Origin of the sequence: Allobosea sp. (genome assembly GCF_035999205.1) — a bacterium.
In the GTDB taxonomy this organism is placed as follows: domain Bacteria; phylum Pseudomonadota; class Alphaproteobacteria; order Rhizobiales; family Beijerinckiaceae; genus Allobosea.
Window position 1 is genome coordinate 11,839 of record NZ_DASYHA010000019.1, and the last position, 13,208, is coordinate 25,046.

The following is a 13,208-nucleotide window of genomic DNA, read 5'->3' on the forward strand; positions in this document are numbered from 1 at the left end:
TCTTGTCGGTCTGGTGGTGGTCATCATGGCCATCCTGTCCTTCCTCGGCCTGCGGTAAGGAATCTCGTCATGTCACTCGGTTCAACCGACGTTGTTGTCGTCGCCCCGCCCAGCACTCAGGCTCAATCCGGTTCGTATCTCGAATGGAGCCCAATCCTTGGTGGAGCCGTCCTGTCCGCGGCCATATCAACGATCATGGCGGCCTTTGGCTCGGCCATCGGTCTATCGCTCGTCTCAGTCGATACGTCGCGATCCACCAGCATAACTGCGCTGGCGATTGCCGGCGCGCTGTGGGCACTCTGGATCACCATTTCAGCCTGCGGCGCGGGTGGCTATTTGGCCGGTCGGATGCGCAAGCCCCTGGCGGATTCCAGTGCGACTGAGCGCCATGTGCGCGATGGCGCTCATGGCATTGTGGTCTGGGCGGTCGGCGCACTTCTGGTCGCCTTCCTTACGTCGTCCTCGCTTGTCGGGGCGGCGAAGACTGCAGCGACCGGGGCTGCTGTTGCGGCTGGTGGAGCAGGCGCTTTGATCAGCCAGCAAGCCGATCCCTTGGCTTCTGCCGTCGACTCCGTCATGCGGGCCAATGGCACGGAGCCTGTTACGCAGGGCGAGCGCGACGAGGTTTCGCGCATCCTGGTTCGCAGCCTGGCGAATGGCAGTCTCGATGCTGCTGATCGCGGATACATCGCCTCACGGATGGCAGCTCGCATGAACATCCCGCAGGCCGAAGCTGAGAAGCGGATCGACGATGCTTACGCCCGGCTGAGCCAGGCCAAAGAGAGTGCCAAGCAGGCAGCCGAGAAAGCACGGAAAGCTGGCGTCCTTGTCGCGTTCATGACGGCGGCCGTGCTGTTGGTCGGGGCTGCTGCTGCGTATCTCGCGGCCATGCTGGGCGGCCGTCACCGAGACGAAGAGATCGACTTCTTTGCTCGCTAAATGATGGAACCAGTTGATCGGCAATTTTGTTATCAGCACGGCGCCCACCCTCCTCCCAACGCCGGGTGCCTGCCTGCTCTCCATTGGATCGCGTTGCCACGGATGTACTGGCCGCAGCCAATCGGAGAGCGCGCGAAATTCCCGGTAGCCCGGACCCTAAAAGTCCTGACCTTGGTCAGAGGCCCGTCGCCAGCGTGCGGCGGGCTCATCGTTTGGAGTGTCGATGCCCGAGGCCGCGTCTCACAGCATCCGCGATCTGCAACTCCTGCTCGGCGCCCTCCGGGCCGCCGCCGGAGATGCAGTAGCCGCGCTCGATACGGAGCCAGACGGTCCCGCGTCTGATGGGTTCCACGAGGCGAACCAACGGGTTCTTGTTCTCGCTCGTGAGCTTGCGGCCGTGCAGGACGGTGGGGAGAAGTGAGGTTTGAAACGGCTGTTCATTCCTGTTTCCAGGCTTGACCGACTTATCGTTCGGGGAGTCACGAACAGTGTCGACTCGCGCCCCGTCGCATCAGCGAACACCGTCGGATGGCTTTGCGATGCAAGGGTGCTGTTGACCATCGGAGCGGTCTGGTGGGCGGTCGAGCGGAGAAGTAGTCGGAGAAGAAGGCCTGCCACCCGCTTCACCACCACAATTTTGATCACGACGGCGCTACATCACGCGATCAAGCGCATGGTTGCTCAACCAAGACCCGACCGTGGCGCCGACAACCCATCCACGCTCCGCACTGGCCGGCCCTTTGACGCAATGCCTTCCGGTCATGCGATGCACGCCGGGGCCGTTGCGTCACTTATCTCAACCGAGCTGAGCCCCTCGAAGGGAGTGTGGACGGCGGCGGCGGTGATGGCCGCGACGCGGGTTTTGGCCTTGGCGCACTGGCCATCAGGTGTGCTGGTGGGCTTCACGTTGGGGGCTGTCGCGGCGATGTGCACGCGATAGCTTGCCGGCTTCGTCACGATCCGTGCGACGAAGCCGGTTTAGCCCTAGCGCCGCTCAGGCTGCCTTGCGGTCGTGAAGACCTTCTTGGACTTCCTCGATAATCTTCGCGACGAAAGCCGGCAGGTTATCGGGCTTGCGTGAGGTGACGACTCCCTTGTCCGCGACGACCTCTGCGTCCTGCCAGTTCGCCCCGGCGTTGATCAAATCGTGCTTGATCGTCTTGTAAGAGGTGAACTTGCGCCCCTTTGCAATCCCGGTATCGATCAGAAGCCAAGGCGCATGGCAGACTGCGGCTACGACCTCACCCTGATTGAAGAACTCCTTGATCAACTTCAGCGCCGCTTCGTTGCCGCGCAGGGTATCCGGATTCATCTGTCCGCCAGGAAGGACAATTGCATCGTATTCGGATGCGTCGACCTGATCGAGCGCCTTGTCGACCTTGGTCGAGCGCCCCCAATCCTTGTTGTCCCATCCCTTGATTTCGCCGCTCTCCGGAGAAGCCACGTGAACAGTGGCGCCGGCCGCCTTCAGCTTCGCATGAGGCACCTCCAATTCGGATTGCTCGAAGCCGTTGGTGGCGAGGATGAGGATGTTCTTGCCTTGCCTGCGAGCTGGCTCATTGCGGCTCTCCTATTGTGGAACGGTATGGAGACCAACAGAACAGGAAGCGATGCGTTCCGATCTTTCGCTTGCTCACACGGGCGGCAAAACGCCGCTTGCTCACCAATCGGCACCGCGTAGAGCCAGCGCAGCCAGAACGCCCACTCTGATCGCCTCGAGGCCGCGGGAGAAGACGTCAACCTGGGAACAGTAGTCCCTTTTTCGCGTTGATCTCCGCCGGAGATTGATCCGGTCGCATCAGTTCGCTGGTCGCGTCAACGAGATAGGAAATTCCATGCGTCTAACAACCCTCACCCTCGCTGCTACACTGCTCTCGGCGGCAACAGCCTTTGCTCAGAGCGCGCCCACGCTTGCCCAGGCGCCCGAGTTCACTGCGGTGAACCAGGCCTCGGCACTTGGAAGCAGCCTCAAAGGCCTGAACGTGAAGAACGCTGGCGATGAGACGGTGGGAGAAATCGAGGACTTGGTCGTCGTCGGGAATAACCTCGCTTCTTACATCCTTTCGGTCGGCGGATTCCTCGGGATGGGCACCCACTATGTCGCCGTCTCGCCCGGCTCCATCGCCATCACGTGGAACGAGTCGGACAAGAAGTGGCATGCCCGGATCAATGCGACCAAAGATCAGCTCAAGGCTGCTCCTCAGTTCAAATATGAAGGCCGATTTGCGAAGTAGTCGCGAACGCGCGCTGCCCGCTTCCTTCCCGACTTTGATATTGGCCCCCGCTCTCATGGGGGCCATTTCGCGCGTGGAACAACGAAGCGGTTGCGAAGTCTCTCTAAGTGGGCGCGGTGAGCGCCGCCCCAAACGGAGGGCATACGATGAGCACTTCCCACGATACCGATATTCAGGCGACCAACGCACGCGCGGCTCAGCAAGGCGAGGTGGAGGGTGGGGACGCCATTCGGCCTATGCGGGCCGACAAACACTCTTCCCTCAATCCAGCTGTCGAAACACCAATCGAAGGGCGTCAGGGCTTCTTGGGTAGGCCTGTCCTAGCGGTGCTCGTCGGCGGCTTATTTCTCGTTGGCGTCGCTTGGCTCATCGTGCATTACGCGGTGCCCTGAGATGATCAGAGCTACGCTCGCTAGTCTCGCGGGGACGCTAATTGCGAGGGATGTGGCGAAGGGCAACATACCTGAGAGCCTCTCGGTGCCGTTGACGTTGTTGGCAGCAAGGCTGCCCGCGCCGGCACTGATAGCGGGCGCAATCGGTTATGGCCTTTATCGTTTGAACGTTGAGGGGCGAGCCCAGCGCGCGAAGGATTTCACGCCCAAACGGAGGGCGAAGGTCGCAGTCAAATCTACAATTCGGAAAAGCAGATACGACCGGAAGCGCGCATGACTATCACGACCGAGACCGAATATCAGGCCGCGCAGGAACGCATGGCGGAACTGGCAGAATGCCTTGACGACAGCCCCGAGGAGCAGGAGCTTATCAGCCTCGAACTGGCCGCCGCGGTCTGGGAATCGAAGAAGCAGGTCGGCTAGCCCGCGACGGGATCACCTGAACATAGAAAATGCGCGGCCTCGCCAAAGCGAAACCGCGCCAACACACTGCCTGACTTGTGGTTCAGTTGCTGTGGTCGCGTTCCCGGAACCGAAGCAGGATATTCCGCTTGAGGTCATTTTCGTCCAGCGCGAGGGGCGTAAAGCTGGCAACGAGGTAAGCTAACCTGGTGCGTTCTGCCTCCCAGCGGTCTTCCGGAATGCTGTCCTTTAGATCACTCCATGCGGCTTCGATCACAGCGAAGGCCCGCGCCAGATCCACCGGATCCTTCAATGATGAAAAGGGCATTGCCCCCTCCCCAAGATTGACACGACGCGCAAGAATTTAGGAGCGGCATGCGATGTCGCAAGGGTACCTGGGACCGGAAAAGGACCTCCGGCTCTCGAAGGAACGACGGCCCGAGTGGAGGGAAGAAAACGCCGAAGGAGGGTGCTTTCGTCGATGCGGCGCGTTGTGCAGGGCTGAGCGACAGCGTTGGAGCGTCAGATGCGGCGATCCGGGCTCGCCGTCGGGCGGGCGCCTGACTTTGACAGTTGGACGTAGTCGAACAGACCCATTGTCTACGAGCGCGGCTCGTGTGAATGCTGCCAGCATGGCTCCGCTGGAATTCGTGCGTCATGGCTCGTGAGGTTAGACGCAGCGTTCCAACGCGGCTGATCATGCTCGCCCTATTCGCGATCATTGTTGTTCCGGGCGTGCTTTTCTCAGCCCTCCTGCTGGCTCGTTTCGCCGAGTCCGAGCGCGGGCGATACCGTCAGGAAGCGCTGGAAGTTGCCCACACTGCCGCGGCCGCCGTCGACCAGCATCTGCGTGGCTGGCAAGCCACGTTGCAGACCTTAGGAACCTCGGAAGCCCTTCAGGACGGCAATCTGGAGGCCTTCTATCGCCAAGCCACGGCCGTGAAAGCCTTCATTGGCGTAGATGTCGGCCTGCGCGAGCTTTCCGGACAGCAATTGGTCAATACGCGCCGCCCTTGGGGTACGCCGTTGCCACTCACGCCACTCCCTGGTGACGATGAGGTCATTGCGGGCAGGCGACCGGTCGTCTCCAATGTGTTCCAGGGGGCCCTGGCGCAGCAACCTCTGGTCGCCGTTATCGTACCGATCCTGGTCAGCGGTGTTCCTCGATATCTCCTGCACGTCAGCGCGGAGACCAATCTGGTCGCCGATGTCGTTCGGCCGATCGCCACTCGTGATTGGCTCGTTGCGATCGGCGATCGAGCCGGGGTCTATGTCACCCGCTCCGAGGAGCATGCCCGGTTTTCTGGGCAACCAGGTGTCCCGGCCTTCCTTGCTCAGGCTACGGGATCCGACGGTGTCTTCGTCGGGCGGAGCGCCACCGGAGCTGAGGTTCTGGTCGGCTACGCTCGCTCGGAGCTGTCTGGCTGGCTTGTGGCGGCCAACATCCGTCAGACCGTCATAGAGCGGCCTTTGTGGAGGGCAATTGTCCTTCTGCTAGCAGGCGGGGTTGCGTCACTGTTGCTCAGCTCGCTCGCGGCGCTCTTTCTCTGGCGGATGGTCGCCACCCCACTCAGATCGCTGACAATGGCGAGCGTGAATATGGGGCGTTCACTCGAACCTCTGACGATACCGACCCGCTTGCGTGAATTCATAACACTTCGAGACGCCCTATCCGATGCCTCCCAACAGCTGGCTGCGAGGAATGCCGTGCTTGAGGAGAAAGTTCGGGAACGAACTGCCGAACTCATGGAGGCGCACGGCAAGGTTAAGGCTGAGGCCGAGGAGCGGCACCGGGTTGAGGCAATGCTTGCTCAGGCGCAGAAAATGGAGGCCGTCGGTAATCTGACCGGTGGCGTTGCGCACGATTTCAACAATCTGCTTCAAGTCATCGGCGGCAACCTCGAACTCGTCGGCCGCGAGGCCGAGCTGTCGGACAAGGCTCGCGCTCGCTTGCAGAATGCGATGACCGGCGTAAGCCGTGGGGCACAGCTTGCGTCTCAGCTCCTGGCATTCGGGCGCCGACAAGCGCTCATGCCGAGGGTGATCAACGTGGGCCGCCTGCTTCGCGGCATGGATGACCTGCTACGGCGCTCGCTCGGGGAGGCCATCGAGATTGAGACGATTATCGCAGGAGGGCTGTGGAATACCTTGGCTGATCCGACCAACGTCGAGAACGCACTGCTTAATCTCGCGATCAATGCACGCGACGCGATGGAAGGCACTGGCAAGCTCACCATTGAGGCAGGTAACGCGTACCTCGACGAAGCCTATGCTCGCGCCAACACCGAGGTTGCGGCTGGGCAGTACGTGGCGATCAGTGTGACGGATACCGGCTCGGGGATGGCCCCGGAGATTCTGTCGAAGGTGTTCGAGCCGTTCTTTTCGACCAAGCCGCAGGGCAAGGGAACGGGTCTTGGACTGTCGATGGTGTATGGCTTCGTGAAGCAATCCGGCGGGCATGTAAAAATCTATAGCGAGCCCGAACACGGGACGACGGTGCGCCTCTATTTGCCGCGGTCGCAAATGGCCGAAGATGTCATCATGGAGAGATCGAGCGGTCCGGTGACAGGCGGCCACGAGACGATCCTAGTCGTCGAGGATGATGCTGCGGTTCGCGATACGGTCGTCAGTCTACTGATGGAGCTGGGCTATCAAGTGCTGACGGCGGAAGATGCCGCCCGTGCTCTGGCTGTGATCGAGAGCGGCATCGCGATTGACATGCTCTTCACTGACGTTGTCATGCCTGGCACTTTAAAAAGCCCAGAATTGGCACGCAAGGCGAAGCAACGCCTGCCGAATCTGAGCGTCCTCTTCACCTCCGGGTATACTGAGAACTCGATCGTCCACGGCGGGCAGCTCGATAAAGGGGTTAGCCTCCTATCAAAGCCTTACACGCGCGACGCTCTAGCACGTAAAGTCCGCGAGGTCCTTCAGAACGGGAGCCCTGCTGCGACATCTGACGCCGTCGACGATTCTACGGAACGTCGCTTGACCGTGCTGCTCGTTGAAGACGACGCTCTAATCAGAATGGATTCGGCAGACTTGATCGGTGCCATGGGGCACGTTGTTGTCGAGGCCGGGAGCGCGCGAGAAGCGATGCAGATTGCCGCGACGCAGGAGATCGACCGCCTGGTAACCGATGTCGGACTACCGGATTTCAGCGGGATCGAATTGGCGAGGCGCCTCCGCGAGACACAACCTAACTTGCCTGTCGTGTTCGCTACAGGACGGGGGCAATTGCCGGGCGTGACTCTCGACAATCGCACGAAGGTTGTGGTCAAGCCCTATCAATCGGCGGACCTCGAACGCGCCCTGGCCTAGTTGCATGGTCGGATCGCGCCGCTGTTTTGCCGGCGCTCTTGTCGATCTAGGGCTTCTAGGACCTCCCGGCGGCGCGTGGAACCGGTCATCCGCGCATCGGTTGTTCGTGCACGGCAGTTGAAGGAGGACCGAACATGCCCCGCATGGACAATCCCGCAGTGGCCAGTTTGAAAATCGAACAGCGAGCGCAGCGGCAGGCTGCCCGTCGAAAAGGAGCCGACGGCGAACTCAGCGATGCTCTCAAAGCGACGTTCCCGGCAAGCGATCCTGTTGCAGCGCAAGCCCCTGTGACGGCAGGAGGTGCGCCGACGGATTACATCTATTGGATGGGAGAGGAAGCAGAAGAGCTCAAAGAGATGGCCGGGGAAGGCTTTGGTAACCTGGAGCAGTTGCTGTCCGATGAAATCCGCGCACGTCCGTTGAGGGCGATTGCATGGGCTGCTGCAGCGGGCGCAATCGTTGGCTTTTTTGCAGCCCGATAGATAGTGGGACCAGTCGCGCTCTCATTTTCGTGTTTGCGACCGGTTAGGCGCTCGACGCGCTCCATTCCCGCATCAGGATGAGATACGGCGCGGGCAATGTTGACCTGGCGAACACCCGAGCGCCAAAATCGGGGGCCGTTGTGATCCCTGCAATGCACGAGCGCGCGCTTAATCGGATCCGTCCGGAAGCGGGCACGACGATCACGGTTTCAATCGCGCCGCTTTGAGAAAAGATGGGAGTGAACAGATTAGCGGCCGCTGCGTTTGCGAACTGGAGTGAAGAGAAAATCCAGTCCGGGAGCGTGGCATGCGGTTCTCCGTCAACGGGGCGTCTATCGAGATCGATGTCGATCCTCGAACATCCCTGCTTGATCTTCTACGCGATCATCTCGGCCTGACCGGCTCGAAGAAAGGCTGCAATCAAGGCGCCTGCGGAGCCTGCACCGTGCTGGCCGACGGGCAGCGCATCAATTCTTGCCTCGCCTTGGCAGTGCAGTATCAAGACCGCGATATCACCACGATAGAGGGGCTCGGCGAGCTCGATGCGCTCGCTCCGCTCCAGCAGGCTTTCATCGAGCATGACGGCTTCCAATGCGGCTATTGCACGCCCGGCCAGATCTGCTCGGCGGTCGCGATGGACGAAGAGCTGAGACGCGGCTTGCCAAGCCATGTCACCCAGGATCTCGGCGCCGACGCGATCGAGCCCAATCGAGACGAGCTACGCGAGCGCATGAGTGGCAATCTCTGCCGCTGCGGCGCCCATAACGGCATCATCGACGCCATCAAATCCGTCTTTGGGGAGGCCGCGCGATGAACCCGTTCAGCTACGAGCGTGCCGTGGACGTAGCCGATGCGGTGCGCCGCGGAGCCGTGCCCGCGGCCAAATATCTCGGTGGCGGCACCAATCTTGTCGACTTGATGCGCGAGACAATCGAGCGGCCGCAGAGGCTCGTCGACGTGACCGGACTCTCGACGGAGATCGCGGAGGATGACGATGGCGGGCTCGTTATCGGCGCGGCCGCTCGCAATACGGCTTTGGCCGAACATCGTCTCGTGCGCAGGCGTTACCCCATGCTCGCGCGCGCGATCCTGTCGGGAGCGAGCGCGCAGATTCGAAACATGGCGACTGTGGGAGGCAATCTGCTTCAGCGCACACGCTGTAGCTACTTTTACGACGATGACGGCTCACGCTGTAACAAGCGCGAGCCCGGCGCGGGCTGCGAAGCCATCGGCGGCTTCAGCCGCAACCATGCCATCCTCGGCGCTTCCTCATCTTGCATCGCGACCCATCCTTCGGACATGGCCGTCGCCCTGGTGGCCCTCGATGCCGTGGTGCATCTGAACAGCACCAAGGGGGAACGCAACGTTCGGCTGACCGAATTCTATCGGTTGCCAGGCGAGCGGCCCGATCTGGAGACGCAGCTCCAACCCGGCGAGTTGATCACCAGCATCACGCTGCCCGCTTCGTCGCTCGCAGCGCGATCCAACTACCGCAAGGTGCGCGACCGGGCGAGCTACGCCTTCGCTCTCGTCTCGGTCGCCGCAGCGCTCTCGGTCGAGGATGGCCGGGTTTCGGATGTGCGGATCGCCCTTGGCGGGGTGGCCCATAAGCCCTGGCGAGCCCGGAAGGCCGAAGAAGCTTTGCGCGGCGCGCGCGCCGATGCGGCCGCCTTTTCCGTCGCGGCTGAAGCCGAACTCGCCGGGGCAGAGCCGGTGAGGGACAACGGCTTCAAGATCGAACTTATGCGCCGCACGATGGTCGCGACACTCGAGAAGCTGGCAGGAGACCTCGCATGAGCATCATCGAAGACGCCAAGCAGCTTGCCCAGGGCGTGGCGCAGGCCGCTATGGCCAAGGCCGTCGCGCTCGCGCCCGATAGCTGGATCCCCGGCGGCGAGCCAGACCCGATGATCGAGCACCGCCACGGACTTATTGGCAAGCCTATCTCGCGGCTCGACGGTCCGCTCAAGGTCACCGGTAGCGCGCCCTTTGCGGCGGAATTCCCGATGCACGGAATGGTGTATGCGGCCATCGCCTATAGCACCGTCGCGAAGGGCCGGATTGCAACCCTAGACACCACCGCGGCCGAGGCCTCATCGGGCGTCGTCCTGGTCATGACGCATCGCACTGCTCCGAGACTGAAGCCAACACCGCTGTTCATGTCGGCGGCGAAAGCCGCGGGCGGTGATAATCTGCCGGTAATGCAGGACGAGCGCATCCATTGGAACGGCCAGCCGCTCGCCGTCGTGCTCGCCGAGACGCAGGAAGAGGCCGATCACGCCATATCGCTGATCCGCGTCACCTATGAATCCGAAGCGGCAGAAACCGATTTTGCACAGGCGGAGGCGCGCGGCACGCGGACGGCAGCGTTCATGGGCCAGCCGCTGCACGACGCCAAGGGCGATGCCGAGGTGGCCCTCGCCGAGGCGCCGGTCAAGGTTGATGCGGTCTATACGACGCCACGCCATAATCATAACCCGATTGAGCTCCACGCCGTCACGCTAGCCTGGCAAGGCGAGACGCTTCGCGTTCACGACACCCAGCAGATGGTTGCCCATGCGGCCTGGACGCTGGCGCAGGTTTTCGAACTCTCCGAGGAGCAGGTTGTCGTGACCTCACCCTTCGTCGGCGGGGGCTTCGGCAGCAAGACCCTCTGGCAGCATCATATCCTCGCCGCCGCGGCGGGGAAGCTGGTCGGCCGGCCGGTGCGCCTCGTCCTGTCACGCGAGGGCGTCTACCGCGTCGTCGGCGGCCGTTCGCCAACAAAACAGCGGGTGGCGCTCGGCTCTGACCCCCACGGCAGGCTGACCGCCCTCATCCATAGCGGCGTGACGGCGAAGACACCGCATAACGGTATGCCCGAGCCCTTCATCCTGCCGACGCGCAGCGCCTATGCCTCGGAGACGATCCTGCTCGACGTGCAGCAGGTTGAGCTCGACATGCTGGGCAACACCTTCATGCGCGCGCCAGGCGAGGCCGTTGGCACCTTCGCACTCGAATGCGCGCTGGACGAACTCGCCCACGAACTCGGGATCGACCCAGTCGAATTGCGCATCCGCAACGAGCCGAAGGAGGACCCAACCTCGGGCCTGCCCTTCTCGGCGCGCCATATCGTAGAGGCGTGGCAGGCAGGCGCCGAGCGCTTCGGCTGGAGCCGGCGCAACCCCCAGCCCGGCGCGGTGCGAGACGGCGAATGGCTCGTCGGCATGGGCTGCGCGACCGGCACCTATCCCTATTATCGCATGCCCGGCGGCGCCGCACGGCTGACGCTGACGCGCGACGGCCAAGCGATCGTCGACATTGCCGCCCACGAGATGGGTATGGGCACGGCCACGGTGCAGACGCAGGTCACAGCTGAAAGGCTCGGCCTGCCGATGGAAAAGATCCGCTTCAACTACGGTGATTCCACGCTGCCAGGTGTGGTGATGGCTGGCGGATCTCAGCAGACCGCCGCGATCGGCGCGTCCATGATCGCGGTCTACAATAAGCTGGTCGCTGAGCTCCTGACGCTCGCCGGCAATGACTCGCCGCTGGCCGGATTGAAGGCGGAGGACGTTGGCGCCCGCAATGCGGGCTTATGCAAGCGCGACGCGCCCGAACGCTTTGAAACTTACGCCTCGATCCTAAGCCGCGCTCAACGCGAAGCCCTCACGGTGGAAGCGGCGCCACCGCAGCCACTCGAAATCATGCACTGGTCGATGCACAGCCACGCCGCGATGTTCTGCGAGGTCCGGGTCAACGCTGTCACGGGCGAACCGCGGGTCTCTCGCTTCCTCGGCTCCTTCGATTGCGGCCGCATCCTCAATCCGAAAACCGCCGCGAGCCAGTTCCGAGGCGGCATCATCATGGGGATGGGGCTCGCCCTGATGGAGGAGACCCAGTTCGACGAGCGTAACGGGCGCGTCATGAACCCGAGCCTCGCCGAATATCACGTGCCTGTTCATCTCGACGTGCCGGAGATCGACGTGATTTGGACCGACATCCCCGATCCGCACACACCGATGGGCGCGCGCGGCGTTGGTGAGATCGGCATCACCGGAACCGGCGCGGCGGTCGCCAACGCGATCTTCAACGCCACCGGCAAGCGCGTGCGGGATCTGCCGATCACCCTCGATAAGCTGATGTGATCCGCTGCCCCGACCTCCCGCAACGCCAGTTCAAGGACATCCAGCCATGCCGCAGTCAGCTCCGCCCATCGCCCCGCTCAGATACCATGTGGCTGTCGAGCAACCGGAAGACGGCGAGGCCACAACGGCCGAGGAATTGCTCGCAACCCTCCGTTCGATCAGCGAGACGACATATGAGAACGGTGGGCGTCCGCTCCGCAGCGTGCATGCGAAGAGCCACGCACTTCTCCATGGTGAGATCGAGATTCTGCCGGGTCTACCGCCAGTGCTCGCGCAAGGCCTTTTTGCGACGCCTGCGACTTATCCGGTGGTCATGCGAGTTTCGACCATTCCCGGCGACGTGCTCGACGACAATGTCTCGCTGCCGCGCGGCTTGGCCCTGAAGATCATCGGCGTGCCTGGAGAGCGGCTGAGCGGCTCGGAAGACGAGACGACGCAGGACTTCCTGATGGTCAATGGGCCGGTTTTCGCGACGCCGACCGGGAAAGCCTTTCTGAAGAACCTGAAGCTAGTCGCGGCCACGACTGATAAGCTCGAGGGCGCCAAGAAGGTCGTCTCCACGGTTTTGCAGAGCGTTGAGAGCTTGATCGAGGCGGGTGGGTCAAAGAGCGCCACGTTGGTCGCATTGGGTGGGCATCCGGAAACAAATCCGCTTGGCGAAACCTACCACACGCAGGCCCCGCTGCTTTACGGCGACTACATCGCCAAGTTCGCGCTCTTTCCCGTGTCGCCGGAACTCGCGGCTTTGACGAATGCCCAGGTTGATCTCGCCGATAAGCCGGATGGGCTTCGCCAGGCAGCCAACGAGTTTTTCAGAGACAATGGCGCGGTATGGGAATTACGAGCCCAGCTCTGCACCGATCTCGAAACAATGCCGGTCGAGGACTCGACGGTGCAATGGTCCGAAGAGAAAAGCCCGTTCATCACCGTGGCGCGTGTGATCGTCGAGCCGCAGGAGGCCTGGAGTGAGGCAAAGTCGAAAGCATTCGACGATGGGCTTTCCTTCGCGCCTTGGCATGGTCTTGCCGCCCATCGTCCGCTCGGATCGATCATGAGGCTGCGCAAACCCGCCTACAGGATGTCCGCTCGGTTCCGAGCCGAGCGAGACGGTTGCCCGATAATGGAACCGAAGCGGCGCGAGGACATTCCCGGCTGATGCCGCGCCCGCTGAAAAGAAGGTTGCCCGATCACCACGATCGCAAAGGCGATGCAGGTCTGCGTCTGCGCTGTCATGCGCGCCGCTGCGGAACTGTTTTTGTGGGCTCTGAACATCTCCCCGGGCAGATCGCTGCGTCGGATCATAAATGGGCG

13 protein-coding genes are annotated in these 13,208 nt (G+C 62.3%); 11 read left to right on the plus strand and 2 right to left on the minus strand.

Going from position 1 to position 13,208, the window contains the following annotated elements:
• Window positions 1–69: 69 nt before the first annotated feature.
• Both VGN82_RS08140 and VGN82_RS26455 read left to right on the plus strand, forming a co-directional pair.
• Window positions 70–939, plus strand: coding sequence for a hypothetical protein (locus tag VGN82_RS08140; protein WP_327526512.1), 870 nt, complete (start codon window positions 70–72; stop codon window positions 937–939).
• Between the two features lie 547 nt (window positions 940–1,486).
• Window positions 1,487–1,879 (plus strand): phosphatase PAP2 family protein, encoded by a 393-nt coding sequence (locus VGN82_RS26455; RefSeq protein WP_414644233.1) that lies wholly within the window; start codon window positions 1,487–1,489, stop codon window positions 1,877–1,879.
• 54 nt (window positions 1,880–1,933) lie between these two features.
• Here VGN82_RS26455 and VGN82_RS08145 read toward each other — a convergent pair whose 3' ends face one another.
• Window positions 1,934–2,470: a type 1 glutamine amidotransferase domain-containing protein gene (locus tag VGN82_RS08145; RefSeq protein ID WP_327526946.1), complete on the minus strand. Its 537-nt coding sequence runs from the start codon at window positions 2,468–2,470 to the stop codon at window positions 1,934–1,936.
• Window positions 2,471–2,774: 304 nt separating this feature from the next.
• Here VGN82_RS08145 and VGN82_RS08150 point away from each other — a divergent pair, with 304 nt between their 5' ends.
• The 3 genes from VGN82_RS08150 (at window position 2,775) to VGN82_RS08160 (ending at window position 3,988) form a co-directional block, all read left to right on the plus strand.
• On the plus strand, window positions 2,775–3,173 hold the full coding sequence (locus VGN82_RS08150) for a PRC-barrel domain-containing protein (RefSeq protein WP_327526513.1): 399 nt from the start codon (window positions 2,775–2,777) through the stop codon (window positions 3,171–3,173).
• Window positions 3,174–3,319: 146 nt separating this feature from the next.
• Entirely contained in the window at window positions 3,320–3,565 is a 246-nt protein-coding gene (locus VGN82_RS08155; RefSeq protein WP_327526514.1) for a hypothetical protein, read from the plus strand.
• Between the two features lie 273 nt (window positions 3,566–3,838).
• Window positions 3,839–3,988, plus strand: coding sequence for a hypothetical protein (locus VGN82_RS08160; protein WP_327526515.1), 150 nt, complete (start codon window positions 3,839–3,841; stop codon window positions 3,986–3,988).
• Between the two features lie 82 nt (window positions 3,989–4,070).
• Here the strand turns inward: VGN82_RS08160 and VGN82_RS08165 are convergent, their stop codons facing one another.
• A complete protein-coding gene (locus tag VGN82_RS08165; RefSeq protein WP_327526516.1) occupies window positions 4,071–4,295 on the minus strand; it encodes a hypothetical protein in 225 nt (74 codons plus the stop codon).
• A gap of 371 nt (window positions 4,296–4,666) precedes the next feature.
• Between VGN82_RS08165 and VGN82_RS08170 the strand changes: the two genes are divergently transcribed.
• From VGN82_RS08170 to VGN82_RS08195, 6 genes are all read left to right on the plus strand, one after another.
• Window positions 4,667–7,288, plus strand: a complete 2,622-nt coding sequence (locus VGN82_RS08170; protein ID WP_327526517.1) for a response regulator — start codon at window positions 4,667–4,669, stop codon at window positions 7,286–7,288.
• Window positions 7,289–7,422: 134 nt separating this feature from the next.
• Window positions 7,423–7,770, plus strand: coding sequence for a hypothetical protein (locus VGN82_RS08175; RefSeq protein WP_327526518.1), 348 nt, complete (start codon window positions 7,423–7,425; stop codon window positions 7,768–7,770).
• A 307-nt stretch (window positions 7,771–8,077) separates the two neighbouring features.
• Window positions 8,078–8,584 carry a 2Fe-2S iron-sulfur cluster-binding protein gene (locus VGN82_RS08180; RefSeq protein WP_327526519.1) on the plus strand — a complete coding sequence of 169 codons (507 nt, stop codon included), beginning with the start codon at window positions 8,078–8,080 and terminating at the stop codon, window positions 8,582–8,584.
• Window positions 8,581–9,567, plus strand: a complete 987-nt coding sequence (locus tag VGN82_RS08185; protein ID WP_327526520.1) for an FAD binding domain-containing protein — start codon at window positions 8,581–8,583, stop codon at window positions 9,565–9,567. Before VGN82_RS08180 ends, VGN82_RS08185 begins: the two co-directional genes overlap by 4 nt.
• A gap of 50 nt (window positions 9,568–9,617) precedes the next feature.
• On the plus strand, window positions 9,618–11,897 hold the full coding sequence (locus VGN82_RS08190) for a xanthine dehydrogenase family protein molybdopterin-binding subunit (protein ID WP_327526947.1): 2,280 nt from the start codon (window positions 9,618–9,620) through the stop codon (window positions 11,895–11,897).
• A gap of 46 nt (window positions 11,898–11,943) precedes the next feature.
• Entirely contained in the window at window positions 11,944–13,053 is a 1,110-nt protein-coding gene (locus VGN82_RS08195; RefSeq protein WP_327526521.1) for a catalase family protein, read from the plus strand.
• Window positions 13,054–13,208 lie beyond the last annotated feature (155 nt).